Here is a 4,713-nt window from a genome sequence, read left to right as displayed (position 1 = left end):
GCTCGACGGAGATCTTCGCCTCCAGCGAGGGCAGGTCACGCTCACGCATCTCGGTGTCGACATGGGCGCCGCGACGCCAAGGGCCGGAAGGCGTCCGCCGCGGCCGCGCCGGTCGCGGTCAGCGGCAACGGGCAGCGGCTCGCGTACTTCACCAAGAGCGGCCGCCTCGCCCTGCGCACCCTCGGGGGCGGTGTCAGGCTGCTCCCGGAGAACGCGCTGCCCAAGGTGGCGCAGTACGACACCGCGCTCCAGCTCTCCGACGACGGCTCCCGGCTCGCGGTGTCCTTCACCGGCGACAAGCCCCGCGACACCCGCGTCTTCGACACCGGGACGGGGGAGCGGATCGGCGCGGTCCCGGCGGCGTACGAGCTGAAGGGCTTCAGCGCCGACGGCGGCGAGGTGCTCGCCGGGACGGAGGACGACGAGGGCTCGCAGGTCCTGGTCGCCTACAGCGACGCAGGACAGGAGCTGGCCCGCGTCACGCCCCCGCAGCTCGTCGCGTCGAACGGCCCGCAGGCGCTGTCCGGCGACGGCCGCACGGTCGCGGCGCTCGTCGCCAAGCGGCGGCTCGCCCTGTACGACATGGTGAACGACCGGGTGACCGCCCGGCTGAAGGTGAAGCTGCCGGCCGGGGATGTCGAGATGGTCGACTGGACCGGGCCGTCGCAGGTCACGGTGCACCTGGTGGACTACCACGAGACCAAGCCCGGCACGGTGTCGATCGCGCAGATCGACACCGGCACGGGCAAGGTCGCGATCAGGGACAGGTACACGCTGCTGAAGGACACCTTCGTCTTCGCCGCCTGCGGCGGGTGAGCGGGCGGCCGGCTGGGCGGCCGGCTGGGTGGCCGGCTCAAGGCGTCCGCCGGGGGCCGGGCGGGCATACGCTGCGGGCGTGAAGGTTCACTCCACCAAGGCGATGGCGGCGCGGGCGGTCGACCTGTGCGTGGTGCTGCTGTACGGGGAGCCGCCCGGCGGGCCGTCCGTGGAGGCGGTGGCGGAGGTCCTGCGGGCGCACGGCGAGACGGTCGTCCCGGTCCCGGGCGCGGGGCCGGACTCGGGATCGGACGGGGGACCGGGGAGTGCGCCCGCGGGTCCCCGTGACGGGGAGGCGTCTCCAGAGGCGGGAGGCGGCGGGGGGGCCATGAGCCCGTACCTCGGCGAGGAGGACGTCGCCGCGATGCGGGAGGCGGCGGTCCGGCTGGTGGAGGTGCTCGCCGCCCCTGGGCCGGACGAGGCCGCCCCGCTGCTCAACCGGTTGCTCGACGACACGGCGCGGGCCCCCCGGCTCACCCGCCACGGCGGCACGAGCCCCTGGCACCTGCATGTGGACAGCCGTGACGACGCGCCGTGGGCGGAGTGGTTCCTGGCGTCGTCGGCCCTGGCGCTGGCGGTGCTGCTGGCCGACCACCAGCGGGTGCCGGGCGGGCTGTGCGCCTCGCCCGGCTGCCGCCGGCCGTATCTCGACCTCGGGGGCGGAAGCCCGCGTCGCTACTGCAGCACCCGCTGCGCCACCCGCGAACGCGTCGCCGCCCACCGCTCCCGCGCCTGACCGCCGCGATCTCAGGTGAGGGTGAGCCGGTCCACCACCGAGCGGATCGCCTCCTGCAGGCCGGAGTCGTCGGGGAGCTCCTGGATGAAGTACCACCAGAAGGCGCCGCCGAGGCTGCGCGGGTAGCCCAGGGAGGCGGCGTAGTAGTGCGCGGCGACGGCGCGCCGCCCGGCGAGGGGGTCGCTCTTGTCGAAGGCCCAGTACGCCTTGGTGGTGTCGGCGCTCCAGTAGTCCAGCTCGCCGACCGCCACCTTCTGGTCCGGGAACTCCGCCTGCAGCGCCCGCATGACCTGGTCGAAGGCGAGGCCCATGGGCGCGTCCTCGACGTACGTGGACAGCGTGACGACGTCGATGTTCTTCCTGGTCGCGGCGGGCAGGTTGGCGCGCGCCCAGGTGAAGGTGGACCACCGGGCCTCGTCGGTGCCGAGCTGCCAGTAGAGCGTGACGACCACCTTGGCGCTGCCCTTGGAGCGCACGTAGGCGGCGGCATCGGCGATCTTGTTCTTGATCCGGTCGTCGTGATCGACGAGCTGGTCCACGCAGTCGCCCTCGGCGTCGGTGCGGCTGTCCACCCAGCAGCCGTTGACCTCGTTGGCCACCTCCCAGGCCTCGACGTCGGGGTAGGCGTCGACGTAGGCCTTGACCCTGGCCAGGTACTCCGCCCGCGTGTAGCGGTTGGCGAAGGTGGAGTCGATCGGCTGGCCGATCACGTGCAGCCCCGCGGCGCGGGCCGCCTTGACGGCGCCGCGGTAGTGCTCGACGTTCCCGCCGTCCGCTTTCGGGTCGAACACGATCCTGACCCAGCCGTACGGCTGCGTGTGGGTCCTGGCCAGGGTGGGCCAGCTCGGGTGCGAGGAGATGTCGTCGACCGTGAGGCCGATCCACGGCTCGGCGTCGTGGGCCTTGGCGTAGGCCGGGCCGTACTCGCTGAGCAGCAGGTCGTTAGCCGTGTTGACCGCGCTCAGCGCGCGCTGGCCGTACTTGCCGCGGTCGGCGTCGGTCGTCGCGGCGCCGGCCGCGTCCAGGTTGGTGACGGCGTCGGCCAGGGCGCCGGTGAACGCCGCCGAGCGGACGTAGTCGGGCCGCGCGGCCAGAGCCGCGTCCAGCCGCCGCTTGGCGTCCACGGCCGCCTGCTGGTTGAACACCAGGGTCTCGCCGGTGGTGAACCCGGCGCCGCCGTTGTCGACGACGATCGTCGAGAAGCCGCGGCTGGTCGGCCAGTTCACGGCGAACGCCACGGCCTCGCCGGGGATGTCGAAGCGCCACCGGGCGGGCGAACCGTCCTTGTAGAGCGGGTACCCCTTGACGTCCTCCAGCGTGACCGGATCGACCAGGGCGTCGCTGTCGGAACCGCCGCTGCCGTGCATCAGGGTCTTGACCTCGCTCGCGCTGAGCTCGGTGCCGTTGCCCGCGGTGTCATAGAACTTCAGGACCACGGTGCCGCTCGCGGCCTGGGCGGCGGGGGCGCCTGTCAGGCCGGCGGCGAGCACGGCGAGGACGAGTACGACACGTTTCATGTGGCCAGCTCCCATCGACAGCACGGAAGATTATGCGCATTTGGGGCATTTGTCCCGCTGATCTCCCCGCCGGCCCCCGAGAAAGTGGCGGTCACACTTTCCCGCTCGGCTTCGTCATGTGGTCGAGAGCGCGATCGCCCGCGGGCGAGACCCGCTCTCTTCTTACGAGCGAAGAGACGAGGAACACAGGACGAGCACGAACCTGCGGAATGTCGTCAAGGGAAGGGTTCTCCTCCCCGGTGACAGCGGCTTCGACGAGGCGAGAAGGCCGTGGACGGTGGGCGTGCCCCAGCCGGTGTCCGCGGTCGTCGAGGCCGAGGACGCGGCCGACGTGGCGGCCCTGGTGCGCCACGCCTGCGACGCGGGGCTGACGATCGCCGCCCAGCCCTCGGGGCACGGCGCGTCGGGCGACGTGGAGGGCGTGATCCTGCTGCGTACCGGCCGCCTCGACGGCGTCGAGGTGGACCCGGCCGCGCGGATCGCCCGTGTGGGAGCGGGCGCGCGGTGGGGCCGGGTGCTGGCCGAGACCGGCGCGCACGGCCTGGCGGGCCTGGCGGGCAGCTCGCCCGTGGTGAGCGTGGGCGGGTTCGTGACCGGTGGCGGGCTGTCGTGGTTCAGCCGCGCGCACGGGTGGGCCGCCGACTCCGTGCGCGCCTTCGAGGTCGTGGACGCCGGAGGCGAACAGGCCCGGGTGACCGCCGAGTCCGACCCCGACCTGTTCTGGGCGCTGCGGGGCGGCGGCGGGGACTTCGCGGTGGTCACCGCCGTCGAGCTGGAGCTGTTCCCGCTGCCGGTCCTGTACGGCGGGCGGCTCGTGTGGCCGGGCGAGCGCATCGGGGCGGTGCTCGAGGCGTTCCGCCAGGTCACGGCGGGCGCGCCGGAGGAGCTGACGGTGTGGGCCAACCGCGTGCGGCCGCCGCCTCCCGCCCCCGCGATCGTCACGGTGGACGTGACCTACCTGGGCGGTGAGGAGGAGGCCAGGGACCTGCTGGCGCCGTTCGAGAGGATCGGAGGCTTCTTCTCCGACAGTCGCGCGATCATGGACGTCGCGAACCTGGGCGGCATCGCCGACGAGCCGGTCGATCCGAGCCCGGCGCTGTCGCGGGCGGAGCTGCTGACCGGCGTGGACGACGCGGTGCTGGAGGTCCTCGCGGCCGAGCCGCTGGCGCCGCTGCTGAACCTCCACGTCAGGCACCTGGGCGGGGCGCTGGCCAAGGCCGACTCCGCCGGGGGCGCGGGCGGCGCGCTGGCCGAGCCGTACCTGCTGTACCTGCTCGGGCTGCGGCTGCCCGGGCTCGCGGAGGCGGTGCCGGCCAGGCAGGAGGAGATCGTGCGGCGGCTCGGGGAGCGGGTCGGCGGGCGCAAGCCGTACACGTTCCTGGTTCCCGGCGAGGAGGCCGCCCAGGCGTTCCCCGCGGGGACGCTCACGCGGCTGCGGGAGATCAAGAAGGCGCGCGACCCGGGGCAGGTGTTCCGCGCCAACTTCCCCGTCCTGGGCTGAGGACGGCCACGTGCCGGTCGCGGCGTGACTCTCCGCTGCGAGGTCACGCCGCGCCGTCCGCGCGCTCGTCAGGGGCGGGCACCGCCGGGACCCGGCGGCGCCGCGGCCCGCGTGACAGCAGCGCGGACGCCGTCACGGCGGCG

The 4,713-nt window shown here is 73.9% G+C and carries 4 protein-coding genes; 3 read left to right on the top strand and 1 reads right to left on the bottom strand.

Features of this window, described 5'->3' with window-relative positions:
- Positions 1-816 (top strand): hypothetical protein (locus AB0H81_RS43850; RefSeq protein ID WP_358388149.1); only part of this gene is annotated, 816 nt, incomplete at its 5' end.
- Positions 817-895: 79 nt separating this feature from the next.
- Positions 896-1,552 carry a CGNR zinc finger domain-containing protein gene (locus AB0H81_RS43845; RefSeq protein WP_358388147.1) on the top strand — a complete coding sequence of 219 codons (657 nt, stop codon included), beginning with the start codon at positions 896-898 and terminating at the stop codon, positions 1,550-1,552.
- An 11-nt stretch (positions 1,553-1,563) separates the two neighbouring features.
- Here the strand turns inward: AB0H81_RS43845 and AB0H81_RS43840 are convergent, their stop codons facing one another.
- Positions 1,564-3,069 (bottom strand): hypothetical protein, encoded by a 1,506-nt coding sequence (locus tag AB0H81_RS43840; RefSeq protein ID WP_358388144.1) that lies wholly within the window; start codon positions 3,067-3,069, stop codon positions 1,564-1,566.
- A gap of 283 nt (positions 3,070-3,352) precedes the next feature.
- On the opposite strand from AB0H81_RS43840, the gene AB0H81_RS43835 reads away from it, so the two are divergent.
- A complete protein-coding gene (locus AB0H81_RS43835) occupies positions 3,353-4,570 on the top strand; it encodes an FAD-binding oxidoreductase (RefSeq protein ID WP_358388142.1) in 1,218 nt (405 codons plus the stop codon).
- Positions 4,571-4,713 lie beyond the last annotated feature (143 nt).

The sequence above is a fragment of the Nonomuraea sp. NPDC050691 genome (genome assembly GCF_040654455.1).
GTDB lineage: Bacteria > Actinomycetota > Actinomycetes > Streptosporangiales > Streptosporangiaceae > Nonomuraea.
The sequence above is the reverse complement of the archived record's forward strand: the minus strand, read 5'-3'. Positions and strand labels throughout refer to the sequence as shown.

Coding starts and splice junctions, on each gene's coding strand:
- AB0H81_RS43840 (WP_358388144.1), bottom strand. CDS start 3,069: ATGAAACGTGTCGTACTCGTCCTCGCCGTGCTCGCCGCCGGCCTGACA.